At 68.3% G+C, this 16,033-nt stretch carries 16 protein-coding genes; 7 read left to right on the top strand and 9 right to left on the bottom strand.

Features of this window, described 5'->3' with window-relative positions; genetic code table 11:
- Positions 1-13: 13 nt before the first annotated feature.
- From BLW48_RS13235 to BLW48_RS13215, 5 genes are all read right to left on the bottom strand, one after another.
- Entirely contained in the window at positions 14-970 is a 957-nt protein-coding gene (locus BLW48_RS13235) for an ABC transporter permease (protein ID WP_093053887.1), read from the bottom strand.
- A 10-nt stretch (positions 971-980) separates the two neighbouring features.
- A complete protein-coding gene (locus tag BLW48_RS13230; RefSeq protein ID WP_093076890.1) occupies positions 981-2,603 on the bottom strand; it encodes an ABC transporter substrate-binding protein in 1,623 nt (540 codons plus the stop codon).
- Positions 2,604-2,672: 69 nt separating this feature from the next.
- Complete coding sequence (locus BLW48_RS13225; RefSeq protein WP_093175311.1) at positions 2,673-3,965, bottom strand: NAD(P)/FAD-dependent oxidoreductase; 1,293 nt, start codon at positions 3,963-3,965, stop codon at positions 2,673-2,675.
- 31 nt (positions 3,966-3,996) lie between these two features.
- Positions 3,997-4,662, bottom strand: a complete 666-nt coding sequence (locus tag BLW48_RS13220; RefSeq protein WP_093053896.1) for a haloacid dehalogenase type II — start codon at positions 4,660-4,662, stop codon at positions 3,997-3,999.
- 216 nt (positions 4,663-4,878) lie between these two features.
- Positions 4,879-6,360, bottom strand: coding sequence for an aldehyde dehydrogenase family protein (locus BLW48_RS13215; RefSeq protein ID WP_093175308.1), 1,482 nt, complete (start codon positions 6,358-6,360; stop codon positions 4,879-4,881).
- A 222-nt stretch (positions 6,361-6,582) separates the two neighbouring features.
- Here BLW48_RS13215 and BLW48_RS13210 point away from each other — a divergent pair, with 222 nt between their 5' ends.
- The 7 genes from BLW48_RS13210 to BLW48_RS13180 all read left to right on the top strand — a co-directional run bounded on the left by BLW48_RS13210 (position 6,583) and on the right by BLW48_RS13180 (position 13,599).
- On the top strand, positions 6,583-7,461 hold the full coding sequence (locus tag BLW48_RS13210; protein ID WP_093053902.1) for a GNAT family N-acetyltransferase: 879 nt from the start codon (positions 6,583-6,585) through the stop codon (positions 7,459-7,461).
- 100 nt (positions 7,462-7,561) lie between these two features.
- A complete protein-coding gene (locus tag BLW48_RS13205; protein ID WP_093175306.1) occupies positions 7,562-8,494 on the top strand; it encodes a 2-hydroxyacid dehydrogenase in 933 nt (310 codons plus the stop codon).
- A 162-nt stretch (positions 8,495-8,656) separates the two neighbouring features.
- Positions 8,657-10,060 (top strand): aspartate aminotransferase family protein, encoded by a 1,404-nt coding sequence (locus tag BLW48_RS13200; RefSeq protein ID WP_093175304.1) that lies wholly within the window; start codon positions 8,657-8,659, stop codon positions 10,058-10,060.
- A 78-nt stretch (positions 10,061-10,138) separates the two neighbouring features.
- Complete coding sequence (locus BLW48_RS13195; RefSeq protein WP_007828485.1) at positions 10,139-10,633, top strand: Lrp/AsnC family transcriptional regulator; 495 nt, start codon at positions 10,139-10,141, stop codon at positions 10,631-10,633.
- 19 nt (positions 10,634-10,652) lie between these two features.
- The gene (locus BLW48_RS13190; RefSeq protein WP_093053910.1) at positions 10,653-11,033 is read left to right on the top strand and encodes a (2Fe-2S)-binding protein; all 381 of its coding nucleotides are present in this window, start codon (positions 10,653-10,655) and stop codon (positions 11,031-11,033) included.
- Positions 11,030-12,445 carry an FAD/NAD(P)-dependent oxidoreductase gene (locus tag BLW48_RS13185; RefSeq protein ID WP_093175301.1) on the top strand — a complete coding sequence of 472 codons (1,416 nt, stop codon included), beginning with the start codon at positions 11,030-11,032 and terminating at the stop codon, positions 12,443-12,445. The genes BLW48_RS13190 and BLW48_RS13185 overlap by 4 nt, the downstream gene beginning before the upstream one ends.
- A complete protein-coding gene (locus tag BLW48_RS13180) occupies positions 12,442-13,599 on the top strand; it encodes an NAD(P)/FAD-dependent oxidoreductase (RefSeq protein ID WP_093175299.1) in 1,158 nt (385 codons plus the stop codon). Before BLW48_RS13185 ends, BLW48_RS13180 begins: the two co-directional genes overlap by 4 nt.
- 15 nt (positions 13,600-13,614) lie before the next feature.
- Here BLW48_RS13180 and BLW48_RS13175 read toward each other — a convergent pair whose 3' ends face one another.
- The 4 genes from BLW48_RS13175 to BLW48_RS13160 form a co-directional block, all read right to left on the bottom strand.
- Positions 13,615-13,968, bottom strand: coding sequence for a cupin domain-containing protein (locus BLW48_RS13175; protein WP_093175296.1), 354 nt, complete (start codon positions 13,966-13,968; stop codon positions 13,615-13,617).
- 5 nt (positions 13,969-13,973) lie between these two features.
- A complete protein-coding gene (locus tag BLW48_RS13170) occupies positions 13,974-14,672 on the bottom strand; it encodes an HAD-IA family hydrolase (protein ID WP_093076906.1) in 699 nt (232 codons plus the stop codon).
- Between the two features lie 139 nt (positions 14,673-14,811).
- Positions 14,812-15,210, bottom strand: coding sequence for a GFA family protein (locus BLW48_RS13165; protein ID WP_093175293.1), 399 nt, complete (start codon positions 15,208-15,210; stop codon positions 14,812-14,814).
- Between the two features lie 21 nt (positions 15,211-15,231).
- Positions 15,232-15,945 carry a YebC/PmpR family DNA-binding transcriptional regulator gene (locus tag BLW48_RS13160; RefSeq protein WP_093053924.1) on the bottom strand — a complete coding sequence of 238 codons (714 nt, stop codon included), beginning with the start codon at positions 15,943-15,945 and terminating at the stop codon, positions 15,232-15,234.
- Positions 15,946-16,033: the final 88 nt, after the last annotated feature.

Raw genomic sequence — 16,033 nt, 5'->3', positions numbered from 1 at the left:
TGCTGCCTCTTCTTCAGCGGTGCCGCAGCCGCGGGTTGGCGACGATGCCGCAGATGTCGGCAGCGGTCACCAGGATCAGGTAGGCGCAGCAGAAGATCATGGCGCAGGTCTGCACCAGCGGCATGTCGCGTTGCGAGACGCCATCGACCATCAGCTTGGCGATGCCCGGGTAGTTGAAGATGGTCTCGACGATGATCACGCCGCCGAGCAGGTACGACAGGCTGAGCGCCACCGCATTGGCGATCGGGCCTACCGCGTTGGGCAGCGCGTGCGCCAGCACCATGCGCATGGGCGAGGCGCCTTTGAGCCGCACCATCTCGATGTAGGGCGCCTCGAGCTGGTCGATGACGGCGGCGCGCGTCATGCGCATCATCTGCGCGACGATCACGCAGCACAGCACCAGCACCGGCATCGCGAAGGCCTGCAGCATCTGGCCCAGCGAATCGATGTCGCTGACGAAGGAAAGCGCCGGCAGCCAGCGCAGCTTGACCGCGAACACCAGCACCGCCAGCGTCGCGACCAGGAATTCCGGCACCGACACCACCGCCACCGCCGAGGTCGAGGCCAGGCGATCGAACCAGGAGCCGCGCCACACCGCCGAGGCGATGCCCAGCGCCAGCGCGATCGGCACCGAGAACAGTGCCGTGACAGCAGCCAGCAGCAGCGAGTTGGGCAGGCGGCTGGCAACCAGCTCCGACACCGGCATCTGCGTGGTGGCCGAGCGGCCGAGATCGCCCTTCGCGATGCCGAGCAGCCACTGCGCATAGCGCTTGGGCGCGGGTACGTCCAGGCCCATCTGCGCGCGCAGCGCGGCCAATGCTTCCGGCGTGGCGTCCTGGCCGAGCTGCTCCTGGGCTGCGTCGCCGGGCAGCACCGCGGTGATCGAGAACACGATCACCGACACCGCCAGCAGCGACAGCAGCGCCAGCGCTATGCGCTGGCCGAGCAGCTTGAGGATCTGTCGGTTCATGTCCGCGGGCTCATGCTTCGAGCCATACGCTCTCGGCAAAGTTGTAGCCCATGAGGCCGCCGAGCGGAATCGGCGACAGCCCCTTGAGCTTGGAAGTGTGGCCGTCGATGCTCGCCAGGAAAAGCGGAATGCCGATGCCGGCGTCCTGGTGGATCATGGTCTGCATGTCGGCGTACATCTGCTTGCGTTTGGCCAGGTCGGTCTCGGCGCGCGAGGCGAGCAGCAGCTGGTCGAACTTCTCGCTCTTCCAGCGCGATTCGTTCCAGGCCGCGCCCGACTGGAAGAACTGCGTGAGCAGCACGTCGGCGCTCGGGCGCGGGTTGACGTTGCCGAAGCCCACCTGGCTGTTGAGCCAGTGGTTCGACCAGTAGCCGTCGGCCGGCATGCGCTTGATGTCGAGCTCCAGGCCGGCGCGTTGCGCAGTCTGCTGCAGCATCAGCGCGATCTCCACCGAGTAGAGCGCCGCGGGCGACGCCACCACCGGCACCTTGCCCGTGACGCCAGCCTTCTGCAGGTGGAACTTCGCCTTGTCCAGGTCGAAGGGGCGCTGCGGCAGGCCGCCGAAGTAGAAGCGGTTGGTCGGGTCGATCGGCTGGTCGTTGGCGACCACTGCGTAGTCGAGCGCGATGGTCTTCTTCATCTGCTCGCGGTCGAACAGGTGCTTCATGCCGAGCACGAAGTCCGGGTTGGCGCCGGGGCCCGCGTCCTTGCGCATCACCAGGTCGGAGTACTGGCCCGACTGGGTCACGAAGATGCCGAAGCCGGGCGTGCCCTTCACGCGTTCCACCGAGCGCGGGTTGACCGAGCCCACCAGGTCCATGCCGCCCGACAGCAGCGCGTTGACGCGTGCGCTCTCGTCGCCGATGCCGACGAACTCGATCTCGTCGAGGTACGGCTTGCCGGGTTTCCAGTAGGCCTCGTTGCGCACCACCAGCGAGCGGATGCCGGGCTTGAACTCCTTGAGCTTGTAGGGGCCGGTGCCGATGCCGGTGTTGAAGTCGGTGGTGCCGTCCTTGACGATGTGGAAGTGGAAGGTGCCCAGGATCACCGGCAGGTCGGCGTTGGGCGCGCTCAGCACCACCGTCACTTCGTTCGGGCCCGTGGCCTTCACGCTCTCGATCTGGTCGGCGAGCACCTTGGCCTTGGAGGCCGCGGCCGGGTCTTTGTGGCGCATCACCGAGAAGACAACGTCGGCGGGCGAGAGCGCCTTGCCGTCGTGGAACAGCACGCCCTTGCGCAGCGTGAACACCCAGGTCTTGGCATCCTTGGTGGTGAACGATTCGGCCAGCGCGGGCTGCGGCGTCAGGCTGCCGTCGAGCGTCGTCAGGCCGTTGTAGATCATGTTGCAGCGCGAGTAGTCGGTCTGGTTCGACTGCTTGGCCGGATCGAGCGTGTCGGTCGCGGCAGCGGTGGCCCCCGCCACCCGGATGCGCCCGCCGCGCCGCGGCGTCTGCGCATGGGCCGACACCGCCATGCCCGCCAGGCTGCCGGCCAGCGTGGCCTGCATGCCGCCGGCCATCAGCATCGTCAGGATGTCGCGCCGAGAGGCGCCGCGTCGCAGCGATGCCATCACGCGAAGGCTTTCGTCTGGGCCGACGAGGTTTTCGAAGCTCTTGTTGCTGCTGTCGCTCATGGTGGGTGCTCCTGAGGGGCCGTGGGGTGGAAGAAATCGGAAACGAACGAAAGAGATGACTGCAAGCCCTCAGGCCAGCCTGTCCTTGAGCCGGTAATAGACGCCCACCGCCGGCAGGAACCACGGCGGGCCGAAGTGGCCGGGAATGGCGGGCCACTCGCGGCCCTGCCAGGGGTTGGCGCCCGCATTGCCGCCCATCACGGCGGCCATGCGTTCGCCCATGTGCACCGACATCTGCGTGCCGTGGCCGCTGTAGCCCATGGCGTAGTAGAGGCCGTCGCGTTCGCCGGCATGCGGCAGGCGGTCTTGTGTCATGTCGACCAGTCCGCCCCAGCAATAGTCGAGCCGCACCGCGCCGAGCTGCGGAAATGTCTCGGCCAGCCCCGCGCGCAGGATGTCGCCGCTCGCGGCATCCGACTGCGGGCTGGAGACCGCGAAGCGTGCCCGTCCGCCGAACACCAGCCGGTGGTCGGCCGTGAGCCTGAAGTAGTGGTGGATGTTCGCGATGGTCGTATACGTGCGCCGCGCCGCGAGCAATGCCTGCGCACGCTCGGCGCCCAGCGGCTCGGTGACGACGATGAAGCTGCCGATCGGCACGATGCGCCGGCGCAGCCAGCCGAAGCTGCCGTAGCCGCCATGGCGCGTCGCGCCCGTGGCCAGCAGCACCTGCTGCGCCGTGACCACGCCGCGCCCGGTGTGCAGCCGGTGCGCATGGCCCTGGCCGATGCGCTCGATGCGGCTGACCTCGGTGGAGGTGTGAATCTGTGCGCCGTTGCGCTGCGCGGCCGTTGCCAGTCCGTGTGCGAAGCGACCCATATGCATCTGGCCGCTGCGCTTGTAGAGCAGGCCGCCGTGGAAGCGATCGCTCTGCACCTCGGCGCGCACGCGCGCCGCGTCGAGCAGTTCGACGTCGCAGTCTACGCCGTCGTCGACCAGGCGTCGGGCGCTGTGTTCGAGCGCGGCCATCTGGTTCGCCCGCGTGGCGAGCTTGAGCTTGCCGTGGCGCATGAAGTCGCAGTCGATGGCCTCGTCGCGCACCAGCCGCGCCACCGTATCGACCGCCGCGTCGTACGCGTGATACCAGCCGCGCGCGCGCTCGACGCCGACCTTGGCCGCCACATCGGCGTAGTCGACGGCCAGCCCGTTGTTGACGTGCCCGCCGTTGCGCCCCGACGCTTCGGCCGCCACGCGCTCACCGGCCTCCAGCACCGCGACGCGGGCACCACGCCGGGCCAGTGCCAGCGCCGCCGACAGGCCGGTGAAGCCGCCGCCGACGATGGCTACATCGACCTGCGCCGGCAACTCATGTGCCTCGGGGGCGAAGGCTGGCGCCGAATCGGTCCAGTAGGAGTCGAGCTTCATGGCGTGGGGCTGGTGCTGCAAGAAAGAAAGATCAGAGACCGACGACGCCGGGCAGGCCGCCGATGTCCTGGATCTCCGTGTAGCGGTACGCCGGGTTGCCCGGCCCATGGCCACGATTCACGAACACCTTGTTGACGATGCCCAGGTCGTCCGCCGACATCAGGTCGTAGCGCAGGCTGGACGACACGTGCAGCACGTCTTCCGGGTTACAGCCGAGCGAATCGAGCATGTATTCGAAGGCCGTCAGGCGCGGCTTGTAGGCCTGGGCCTGCTGCGCGGTGTAGACGCGGTGGAAGGGCGCGCCGAGCATCGCGACGTTCTTCTGGATCTGGTCGTCCGATGCGTTCGACAGAATCACCAGCGGGATTTCCTTCGCGACCTTGGCCAGGCCGGCGGCCACGTCGGCGTGCGGGCCCCAGGTGGGCACCGCGTCGTAGATCTTCTGCGCGTCCAGGTCGAAGTACTGGATCTTCCACTTGCGGCACAGGCGCCGCACCGCGTTCTTCAGCACCACCTCGTAGGGCTGCCAGGCGCCCAGCACCTCATCGAAGCGGTAGGCCGCGAAGTCGGCGATGAACTGCTCCATGTGCTCGGCCGGAATGCGATCGGCAAAGAGCTCATGCGACATCTCTTTCATGCGGAAGCGCGTCAGCGTTCCGTAGCAGTCGAAGGTCACGTACTTGGGCTTGAAGGTCATGGTCTCGAATCCTTGGGTTCATTCAAACCGGTCGCCGGCCGGGTCGGGTCGCTTGCCTTGGATGGCAATTGCGACAAGCTCATTACGAATTGATTGCAGCACGCAGCCGCTCCGGAGTTGTAGGGAAAAACGTTGCCCGCCGCGACAAAGCTGCGGTTTGAAGGGGGCGTGGCGGCATGCCATGCGGTCTGCCCTCCATGCGTGCGGCGGCGCACCTCAGTGCGTCGCGGCGAAGTCGATGAGCACGCTTTTGAAGCGCAGGTTGGCCTCGACCGCCTGGCGCCCCAGGTCCTTGCCGATGCCCGATTGGTGATAACCCCCGGTGGGAATCACGAAGTCGGCGCTGCGGCCGTAGCGGTTGATCCAGACCGTGCCGGCACTGATGCCGCGCATCGCCCGCAGCGCGCGGCCGATGTCGACGGTGTGCACGCCGCTGGCCAGCCCGTAGTGCTCGTGCGCGGCAAGCGCCAGGCCTTCTTCTTCGTCGGCGAAGGTCTGCACCGTGAGCACCGGTCCGAAGATCTCTTCGCGCACGGCGGGGTTGGCGCCGTCAACGCCCTCGATCAGCGTGGGCTGGAAGTAGGCGCCGCCCGGCCCGCCGTCGAACAGGCCGCCGCCGCAGCGCACGGTGGCCCCGGCGTCGCGCGCGCGATCGACGATCTCCAGGATGCGGCCGGCCTGCGGCGTCGAGATGATGGGCGGCAGCGTGGCCGTGTCGTCCCAGGTCGCACCCGGGCGCATCGCCGCGAAGCGCGCCGCGATGCGCTCCACCAGCGCCTCGGCAATGCCGCGCTGCACGATCAGCCGCGACCCAGCCACGCATACCTGCCCCGCGTTGCCGGTGATGGCGCCGGCGATCATGCCGGCCAGGCGGTCGATGTCGGGCGCATCGTCGAACACCAGCTGCGGGCTCTTGCCGCCGAGCTCCAGCGTTACCGGCTTGGGGCCGGTCATGGCGCAGGCGGCCATGATGGCGGCGCCGGTGCGGGTGGAGCCGGTGAAGGTCATCTTCGATATCAGCGGGTGCCGCGAGAGCGCGTCTCCAGTGATGCGGCCATCACCCTGCACGACGTTGAAGAGCCCGGGCGGCACGCCGGCCTCGATGGCCAGCTCGGCCAGCCGCAGCGCCGACCAGGGCGTGAGCTCCGATGGCTTGAGCACCACCGCATTGCCGGCCGCGAGAGCCGCGCCGACCTTCCACGACACCATGACCAGCGGAAAATTCCACGGCGTGATCGCACCGATGACGCCGTAGGGCTCGGCCACCACCATGCCAAGGTGGTCGTGGCGTGTTGCCGCGACTTCGCCGCCGAGCTTGTCCGCGTACTCGGCGAAGAAGCGCAGGCCCTCGGCCGTGAATGGAACGTCCCACGCGATGGCGTCGCGCACCGGCCGCGTGGAACACACGGCTTCCAGCGGGCCGAGATTTGCCGCATCGGCCTCGATCAGTTCAGCCCAGCGGCGCATCACGCGAGCGCGTTCACGCGGTGCACGGCGTGCCCAGTCGCTGTGGCGCCAGGCATTCCATGCGTCGCGCACGGCGGCGTCCACCGTGTCGGCGTCGGCCAGTGGAAGCTCGGCATGCGCCTGCGCATCGGAGGGCCTGTGCACCACGATACGGCCGGCGTCGGGCACGAGGCGCCCACCGATGAAATGGCCCGAAGGCACGTGGATCTGTCGCGGGTCGAAGGCTTGCATGGGCGTAGGTTGCGAGAACACCGCAAGGGCGGCGATCGATCCTAGGCAGGTTGGCACAGCATTTGTATGCGTACGCAGGCACCGCACCGCAGCGAATTGCAAAACCCGGGCACGTTGCAGCCGAAGCTTGCAAGTTGCAGTGAGCGTCGATTTCGGTCTGGCACCGTGCGCCGATGTCGTCCAAGATGGAAGGAACATCCTCTCCGCTACCGAGACCTTTCAATGCCCGATCAGACCCCGAATGCACCCACCGGAGACGGCGTGGTGCTGAGACCGATGACGCCTGCCGACCTGCCGTTCGCGCAGGCGCTGACCGACCTGTTGCGCTGGCCGCATCGGCTGGCGGACTGGGCGCAGGTGTTCGCGCATGCCGAAGGCATCGTGGCCGAGCGCGACGGCGAGATCGTCGGCTGTGCCCTGCGCTGGCTCTGGGGCGAACGCCACGCCACCCTCGGCCTCGTGGTCGTGACGCCAGCCTGCCAGGGCCGGCGCATCGGACACCGTTTAATGAGCGCGCTGCTCGACGGCCTGGAAGACCGCACGGTGCTGCTGCATGCCACCGCCGAAGGTCGCGGCCTCTACGAGCGGCTGGGGTTCGTGCGCACCGGCGAATTGCGGCAGCACCAGGGCATCGCGCAGTCGGCGCCGCTGGTGGCCTTGCAGCCAGGCTGGCGTCTGCGGCCTGCCGGTGTTCACGAGGCAGCAGCGCTGCAGGCCCTCGACGCGGCGGCGCGTGGCATGCCGCGCGATGCATTGATTGCCGACCTGCTGTCCACCGCCGATGCCTGCGTGGTGCTCGACCATGACAACGAACCGCGCGGCTTTGCGATGCTGCGTCGCTTCGGGCGCGGGCATTCGATCGGGCCGGTGGTTGCGCCTGATGTCGATGGCGCGAAGGCGTTGATCGCGCATCTGGCCAGTGTGAATGCCGGGCACTTCACGCGCATCGACATCGATTTCGACAGTGGGCTGTCTGAGTGCCTGGAGAGCATCGGGCTGCTGCGTGTGGATGCGCCTACGACGATGGTGCGTGGTGCGCCGCTTGTCACTCCGGCGGGTGGTCCTTCGCTCTTTGCCATCGTGACTCAGGCTGTTGGCTAGGAATGAACGCTTGCTTTTCGGGGTGCGATCACGCCGACGGGAGTACCCGGTGTCATTCGCACGCACCCTGAACGTGTTCCCAGCCGAGTCCCAGTCAATCATGAAAACTACCTTCCTCTACAAATCCGACCCGGCAAGAGGCCGCCTGTGGGCCGAAGTGTTCAGCCGCCGCTCACCAGACATCGACTTCCGCATCTGGCCCGACATCGGCGATCCCGCGCAGGTGCGTTTCCTCGCAGCCTGGGAGCCGCCGGAAGATCTGGCAACGCGCTTTCCCAATCTGGAAGTGCTGTTTTCTTCCGGCGCGGGCGTCGACCAGTTCGACTTCGCAGCGCTTCCGGCCTCGTTGCCAATCGTGCGCATGGTGGAGCCCGGCATCGTGCGCGGCATGGTCGAGTACGTGACGCATGCTGTGCTTGGCCTGCATCGCGACATGCCGCAATACCGGCGCCAGCAGCAGGAGGGCCTGTGGAAGCCGCTGCCTGTGCGGCCCGCTGGTGAACGGCGCATCGGCGTGCTCGGGCTGGGCTCGCTCGGGCAGGCCGTGCTGGCGCAGCTTGTTGCGCTGGGCTTCGACTGCGCAGGATGGAGCCGTTCGCGGCACGAGGTCGACGGCGTGCAATGCCATGCCGGCGCCGATGAGCTGCCGGCCTTTCTGGCGCGCACCGACATCCTCGTGTGCCTGCTGCCTCTGACCGATTCGACACGCGGCTTTCTCGATGCGCGGCTGTTTTCGTTGCTGCCCACGGGCGCCGGGCTGGTGCATGTGGGGCGCGGGCCGCAGCTTGTGGATGCCGACCTGCTGGCCGCGCTCGCAAGCGGGCAGATCGGCGATGCGGTGCTCGACGTGACCGACCCCGAGCCGCTGCCGCTGGAGCACGCCTTCTGGCGCCATCCGCGCATCCAGCTCACGCCGCACATCGCGAGCATGACGCAGCCGCTGAGCGCGGCGGAAGTGGTGCTCGACAACCTCGAGCGCTTCGAAGCTGGCGAGCCGATGGTCGGCCTGGTCGACCGCGCGCGTGGGTATTGAAGACGGGAAGAAGGAAGACCGACCGCACGATCTGCTGCCTGCCACGCACACAACCGCAGCCTGCTTTGTGCGGCACCCCCAAAGCAGCACCACCTCGTGCGGTGCGCCGCCTAAGCTGAGGGCATCGAAAGCTCCTTCGCTCTCGCTCCCTCCAACACCGCCATGACGCACCCCACCGCATTGCCCCACCAAGCCGCGCTCGACGCAATCGACCGCGCGCATCTGATCCACCCCGTCTCGCCCTGGCGCGTGCATGAGCAGCGCGGCCCCACCGTGCTGTCTTCAGGCCGTGGCGCATGGCTGACCGACGGCAACGGCCACGAACTGCTCGACGCCTTTGCGGGCCTGTGGTGCGTGAACGTGGGCTACGGGCAAGAGAGCGTGGTGCAGGCCGCCACCGAGCAGATGCGCAAGCTGCCGTACGCAACCGGCTACTTCCACTTCAGCAGCGAGCCGGCCATCCGCCTTGCTGAAAAACTGGTGCAGATCACGCCCGCCTCGCTGACCCGCGTGTACCTCACGCTGGGTGGCTCCGAGGCGGTCGATGCCGCCGTGCGCTTCATCGTGCAGTACTACAACGCGACCGGCCGGCCGTCGAAGAAGCAGTTCATTTCGCTGGAGCGCGGCTACCACGGCTCGTCGTCCACCGGCGCTGGCCTCACGGCGCTGCCGGCCTTTCATCGCGGCTTCGACCTGCCGCTGCCCACGCAGCACTACATTGCGTCGCCTTACGCCTATCGCCATGCCGAAGGCGCCGACCCGCAGGCGCTGATCGCCTCGTCGGTCGCGGCCTTGCGCGCCAAGGTGGCCGAGCTGGGCGCGGACAACGTGGCTGCCTTCTTCTGCGAACCGATCCAGGGCTCGGGCGGCGTCATCGTGCCGCCCCAGGGCTGGCTGAAGGCCATGCGCGAGGCCGCGCGCGAGCTCGACATCCTCTTCGTCGTGGACGAAGTCATCACCGGCTTCGGCCGCACCGGTCCCATGTTCGCCTGCGAGGCCGAAGGCGTGGAGCCCGACCTGATGACCATGGCCAAGGGCCTCACGGCCGGCTACGTGCCGATGGGCGCGACCATGATGTCGGAGAAGGTCTACGCCGGGATCGCCGACGGCGCGCCCGAGGGCGCCTCCATCGGCCACGGTGCGACCTATTCGGCGCACCCGGTCGGCGCCGCTGTTGCGCTCGAAGTGCTGCGGCTCTACGAGGAAGGCGGCATCCTTGCCAACGGCCAGCGCGGCGCGGCGCACTTTGCCGCCGGGCTCGATGCGCTGCTCGCGCATCCGCTGGTGGGCGATTCGCGCCACCGCGGCCTGCTGGGCGCGCTGGAGCTGGTGAGCGACAAGGCCAGCAAGCGCCGTTTCGATGCGGCGCTGGGGCTGTCCGACCGCATCTTCGCCGCCGGCTACCGCAACGGGCTGGTGTTCCGCTCATTCGGCGACCACATCCTCGGCTTTGCGCCTGCGCTCACCTTCACCGAGGACGAGTTTGCGCAGATGTTCACGCGGCTGAAGAAGACGCTCGACGAAGTGCTGGAAGCACCTGACGTCCGCGCCGCGATGGCGGCCTGAGCGAACAGGCACGCAAAGCCCGCAAGACCGGCGGCCAACGACGCAGAATCGGGCTTTCTCTCGTTATCAGGCACCGCCATGTCAGAAGCTTTCAAGATCGACCGACTCGACCTTCGCATCCTGGCCCAGTTGCAGAAGAACGGGCGCATGACCAACGTCGACCTGGCGGATGCGGTGGGGCTCTCGCCCAGCCCCTGCCTCATTCGCGTGAAGCGGCTGGAACAGGCCGGCTACATCGCCGGCTATGGCGCGCACCTTCGGCTCGAAAAACTCGGCGACACGCTCACCGTGTTCACCGAGGTCACGCTGTCGGACCACCACCGCGAGGACTTCGTGCGCTTCGAGGCTGCGATCCGCGAGGTCGACGAGGTGCTCGAATGCCACCTGGTCAGCGGCGGCTACGACTACCTGTTGCGCTTTCTCACCCGCGGCGTGAATCACTACCAGGAAGTGATCGAAGGGCTGCTCGAACGCAACATCGGCATCGCGAAGTACTTCAGCTACATCGTCATCAAGTCGCCGTTCATCAAGACGCACTGTCCGATCGAACGGCTTTTTCCTCACGAGCGCTGACCGGCGCCTTCGACCGTCCATGCCCGAACCCAAGCCTCGCTTCCAGCCGCCAGCCCGCTTCGTGCGGCTCGCGGAAACCGACCGGCCCGCGCTGACCCTGCACATCGACGGCGAAGCCCGCACCGCGCTGGCGGGCGACACGCTGCTGGTGGCGCTGCTGAGCAACGGACGACGCGTGCGCGACAGCGAGTTCGGCGACGGGCCGCGCGCCGGCTTCTGCCTGATGGGCGCCTGCCAGGACTGCTGGGTGTGGACACCGGCCGGCGAGCGCCTGCGCGCCTGCTCGACGCCGGTGGAAGAGGGCATGTCGGTGCTCACGCGCCCGCCGGCGGACCACTGGTTGCCGACACCGGACCTGCAGCAGTCGCTGGCTCGCCATGCGCCGGAGGGAGGGGCATGAGCGGGGCGCCTCCTTCTTTTCCTTCTGCTTCGCCACGCATCGTCGTGGTCGGCACCGGCCCCGCCGGCGTGCGCGCCGCGCAGGCGCTGGTGCGCGCCGGCGTGCGGCCCATCGTCGTCGATGAAAGCCGGCGCGACGGCGGCCAGATCTACCGCCGCCAGCCCGAGGGCTTCAAGCGGCCCTATGCCAAGCTTTACGGCACCGAGGCCGAAAAAGCGCAGGCGCTGCACAGCGACTTCGACGCGCTGCGCGACCATGTCGACTACCGCGGCGACACGCTGGCCTGGAACGTGAGCGAAGGCGCGCTGCACGTCGTGCATGCCGGCGAGCCGCAGACGCTGCCCTTCGATGCCTTGCTGGTGTGCAGCGGCGCGACCGATCGCCTGATGCCGGTGGTGGGCTGGCACCGCGCCGGTTGCTACAGCCTTGGCGCTTCGCAGATCGCGCTGAAGGCGCAGGCCTGCGCCATAGGTTCGCGCGTCGTCTTCATGGGCAGCGGCCCGCTGCTGTACCTCGTGGCCTCGCAGTACGTGCAGGCCGGCGCGCAGGTGGCGGCGGTGCTCGACACCGCACCGGCCGCCAAGCCCTGGGGCGCCGTGGCCGGTTTGCTTGCAAGACCGCGGTTGGCACTGCGCGGGCTCGCGCTGATTCGCGGCCTGCGCCGCGCGGGCGTGCCGGTGCTGCAGGGCGTGGAGCCGCTGCGCATCGACGGCGACGACAGCCTGGGCGTGCAGGCCGTGGCCGTGCGCGATGCCCAGGGGCGCGAGCAGCGCTTCGAGTGCGATGCCGTGGGCCTCGGCTGGCACCTGCGCGCCGAAACGCAGCTGGCCGACATTGCGCGCTGCGACTTCGAATTCGAGCCGCTGAGCCGGCAGTGGCTGCCGCGCATCGACGCCGATGGCCGCAGCAGCACCAAGGGCGTGTACCTGGCGGGCGACGGCGTTCGCATCCTCGGGGCCGATGGCGCGGAGGCCGCGGGCCGGCTTGCAGCGCTCGCCGCGCTGGCCGATCTCGGCCATGCACCGGGCCGTGCGCTCTACGACGCCGAGTCCGCCGCGTTGCGTCGCACGCTGGCGCAGATGAATCGCTTCCGCGAAGGCCTGGCGCGTGCCTTTCCATGGCCGCATGCACAGGCTGCGGCACTGCCCGACGACGCGGTCGTGTGCCGCTGCGAGGCGGTGACGGCAGGCGAACTGCGCCGCTGCGTCAACGAGATGGACAGCCATGAAGTCAACCGCGCCAAGGCCTTCAGCCGCGTCGGCATGGGGCGCTGCCAGGGCCGCTTCTGCGGCCACGCCTCGGCCGAGATCGTGGCGCAGGCCAGCGGCGTGCCGGTGCAACTGGTGGGGCGCCTGCGCTCGCAAGCACCCGTCAAGCCGCTGATGATGAACACGCGCGAGGTGCAGGCATGAGCGATACGACGACCACCACAGACGTGCTGGTGCTCGGCGGCGGCCTGATGGGCACCACCGCCGCCTTCTTCCTGCGCCGCCAGCATGGCCTGTCGGTCACGCTGCTCGAACGCGAGCTCGTGGGCCGCCAGGCCAGCGGCACCAACTTCGGCAATGTGCGCAGGCAGGGCCGCGCGCTGGCGCAGATGCCGCTGGCCAATCGCGCGCGCGCCGTCTGGGGCCGCGTGAAGGAACTGCTGGGCGAAGACCTGGAGTTCGTGCCCTACGGCCACCTGCGCGTCTGCTACACCGAGCAACAGGCCGCGGTGCTGGAGCAGCACGCGAAAGACGTGAAGCCGCTCGGCCTCGATCTCGAACTGTTCAATGCGGAGCATCTGCGCCGGCGCTGGGGCATCTTCGCGCCCGGCATCGTGAGCGGATCGCTGTCGCCGAACGACGGCCACGCCAACCCGCGCCTGGCCGGCCCGGCCTTCGCACGCGCCGCGCGGCGCGCGGGCGCGAACATCGTCGAGCAGGCCGAGGTGATGCAGGTCGAGCGCGATGGCGCGGGCTTCGTCGCCCACACGGCGGACGGCCGGCGCTTTCGCGCGGCGCAGCTCTTCGTGGCCTGCGGCGCGTGGTCGAACCGCATGGCCGAACAGTTCGGCGAAGCCGTGCCGATGGATGCGCGCGGGCCGCAGATGGGCGTGACGGAGCCGCTGCCCTACGCCATCGGGCCGTCGATCGGCATCTCTTCGCCCATCGAATACGAAGGGCTGTACTTCCGGCAGATCGCGCGCGGCAACATCGTCTTCGGCGGGGGGCTCAAGGGGCCGGCGCATGCGCAGCACATCCGCGCCTACGTGAAGCCCGACAACGTGCTGCGCCAGTTGCGCGAGCTACGCCGCTTCGTGCCGGCCTTCGAGCACGTGCAACTGATCCGCGTGTGGAGCGGCATCGAGGGCTACACCGCCGACTGGCAACCCGTGATGGGCCCGAGCGCCCGCGTGCCGGGCCTGCACTATGCCTTCGGCTTCAATGGCGAGGGCTTTGCGATCAGCCCGGGAGTGGGCGAGACGATGGCCGAGCTGATCGCCACTGGCCAGACGTCGACGCCAATCGAGAGCTTCTCGATCGGCCGGTTCGCTCAAGAGCAGACGAAGCAGGCGGCCTGAGGCCGCTGCTGCCCGCTACTGCGCCATCACGACGAAGACTTTGCGCAGGGTCTCGTGCACATGCCACTCTCCGGTGGTGTTCGCCGGAAAGAACAGCGTGTCGCCCGCGCGAATCTCCAGCGCGGCGCCATCGGTCGGCGTGAAGGTGCAGGCACCGGCGAGGATGTGCATGACCTCGGCGTTGGCCAGCTGGCGCTCGAAGCGGCCGGGCTCGCATTCCCAGATGCCGCTCTTGTTGTCACCTGCGCCGGCGAGCTCGACGTCGATGCCGCTCAGCCGGCAGGGCGGCTGACTCAGGGGGCGTGCTGGCGTGCCCTGGTCTTGCAGGCCGCCGATGGTGGCCGACTGGCGAAGGATGGTGATGCCCATGGTGCTCAACGTCCGGCCTCGACCGCATCGGCCAGCTCGGCCAGCGTGTGGAAGTGGTAGTCGGGCACGGTGTGCTTCGACTCGATGGTGCCGCCCGAACCCTTTTGTGCATGCCGACGCTCGATCCAGCAGGTGGTGATGCCCAGCTGCTTGGAGATGCCGATGTCGTGGTACTGGCTTTGCGCCACGTGCAGGTTGTCGGCCTGCTTGTAGCCCCAGGCGCCTTCGAAGCGGCCGCGGGCATAGGCGAAGTAGCGCGCGTCGGGCTTCTCGCACAGCGCGTCGTCGCAGCTCAGCAGCATGTCGAAGGGCGAGCCCAGGGTCTTGTCGAAATGCGCCAGTGCCCAGGCCTGGGCATTGGTCATCGTCACCAGCTTGAAGCGCTTGCCGAGCCGCTTCAGCGCCTCCACCGAATCGGGGAACGCCGGCCATTGCGCGACCGAGTCGCGCAGGCCCTGCGCGATGGCGTCGGTGTCGGGCAAGCCAAGTGCCGGCGCGACGGCGTGCCAGCAGCGCTCCAGGTCGTCGGGGTACCAGCCGGCGTTGCCGTCGGCGCGCGCGCGCCGGTAGGCGGCGAGGAAGTCGTCGTCGCTCACGTCGGCATCGGGCGCCGCGCTGCGCAGGTAGGCGAGCATGCCGCCCTCGAAATCGATCAGCGTGCCGACGACGTCGAAGGTGAGGACCTTGAAATCTTGCAGGGACATGGAAATGCTCCAAGGATGAAGAAGAGGACTTCATCGAGCATAGGTGCGCACCCTGCGGGCGCGGGCCCGAACTTGGGCCGCGTCACGGCACAGGATGCGGTTGTCGGCGCCGCGGTGGCATCTTCTTGCGCGGCGGCGCTCAGTTCTCGCCGACGTGGCCCTTGTGCTGCGGCAGGTCGTCCGTGATCGTGAACCACGGCGCCTTGGAGCCGACGAAGATGTGCGCGGTCGGGCGAATCTCTGGCGCATCGACCAGTGTGCCCAGGGTGACGTGCACGAACTGGCCGTCGCGCACCACCGAATAGAGCAGCGAGCCGCACTTTGCGCAGTGAATGTCGCCCGCGTCCTTCTTGCCGTAGATCATCACTGCGTCTTCGCCCTGCGTGATGGCGAGCTTGCCGCGCTCGATGCCCGCGAAGGGCTTGAAGGCCGAGCCGGTCGCGCGCCGGCAGTCCGAGCAGTGGCAGTTCAGGGCGTAGGCGAATTCATCCGCCACCTTGTAGTGGACGGCGCCGCAGAGGCATTTGCCGGCGAGCATGCGGCCGCTGAAGAAGCTGCCTCAGCCCGCCAGGCCCACGAACACGTTCTGCACGTCGTCGTTCGCGTCGATGGCCGCCAGGAAGGTTTCGACTTCTTCCAGGTCTGTCGCGCTCAGGCTCGCCGGATCGACCGGGTTCTTGGGCTTGTAGCCCAGCTTGGCCGACAGCACGGTGAAGCCCTGGGCCGGCAGCGCGCGGCTCACGAGGTCGAGGTCGGTGGGGTCGGTCAGGAAGACCGCGGGGTGGCCTTCGCTGGCTGGTTCGAAGTCTTGGGCGCCGGCTTCGATGGCGGCCACTTCGGGGTCGGCGTCGGGTTTGGCGGGTTCGGCTTCGATCATGCCGACGTGGTCGAAGTCCCACGACACCGAGCCCGAGGTGCCCAGCTGGCCCTTGCGGAACAGCACGCGCATTTCAGGCGCGGTGCGGTTCACGTTGTCGGTCAGGCACTCGACCATCACCGGCACGCGGTGCGGCGCGAAGCCTTCGTACATCACGTGCTCGAAATGCACGGCCTCGCCAGTGAGGCCCGCGCCTTTCTTGATGGCGCGGTCGAGCGTGTCCTTGGGCATCGAGGCCTTGCGCGCCTGCTCCACGACCAGCCGAAGACGCGAGTTGGAGGCCGGATCGGCGCCGTTGCGCGCGGCCATCATGATTTCCTTGGCGAGCTTGCTGAATAGCCGGCCCTTGGCATTGGCCGCCAGATCCTTGTGTTTCGCTTTCCATTGGGCGCCCATGTCTGTTTCCTTGAATGTGTGTTGTGCGTGCGGCCGTGCCTGGCAGGCTCCTGGCTCTTTGCAGAAAGAAGGGCTGGATGACCGGATC

This window comes from Variovorax sp. YR266 (genome assembly GCF_900107295.1).
Classification (GTDB): domain Bacteria; phylum Pseudomonadota; class Gammaproteobacteria; order Burkholderiales; family Burkholderiaceae_C; genus Variovorax.
The sequence above is the reverse complement of the archived record's forward strand: the minus strand, read 5'-3'. Positions and strand labels throughout refer to the sequence as shown.